This is a genomic window from Streptomyces colwelliae, from assembly GCF_048158785.1.
Classification (GTDB): Bacteria; Actinomycetota; Actinomycetes; order Streptomycetales; family Streptomycetaceae; genus Streptomyces.
Map to the genome: position 1 here is coordinate 1 of NZ_JBLTJC010000934.1, position 480 is coordinate 480.

1 protein-coding gene is annotated in these 480 nt (G+C 70.6%); it reads left to right on the forward strand.

The annotated features are described in order from the left end of the window. On the forward strand, window positions 1–480 hold a 480-nt coding region (locus ACNFOC_RS55235; RefSeq protein WP_416966423.1), incomplete at both ends, for a SulP family inorganic anion transporter.

Below are 480 nucleotides of genomic sequence, written 5' to 3' on the forward strand. Positions count from 1 at the left end.
GGGGCGCGGACGAAGGCTTCGCGGGTGCTGCACGGTGGGTGGTTGCTGGTGTTCGCGGCCTTGCTGCCTGGGGTGTTGGGGCTGGTTCCGGTGGCGGCGCTGGCGGGGTTGCTCGTGCATGCCGGGTGCGGGCTCGTGCCGGTGCGGCAGGTGCGGGGGCTCTGGCGCGGGCATCGGGGTGAGGTGGTCGTGCTCGGGGTGACCGCGGTGGTGATCGTGGTGGGGAATCTGTTCGAGGGGGTGCTGGTCGGGCTGGCGTTGGCCGTGGCGAAGACCGCGTGGGACGTCAGTCATGTGCAGGTGGAGACGGAGGATCTCGGGGACGCGGGGATCGTCGTACGGGTGCTGGGGCATGCGACGTTTCTGCGGTTGCCGAAGCTGTTGGACGCGTTGGAGGCGTTGCCGGGGGACCGGGTGGTGCGGCTGGAGTTGGGTGGGTTGCGGCATGTGGATCATGCGTGTGCGGCGGCGTTGGAGGGG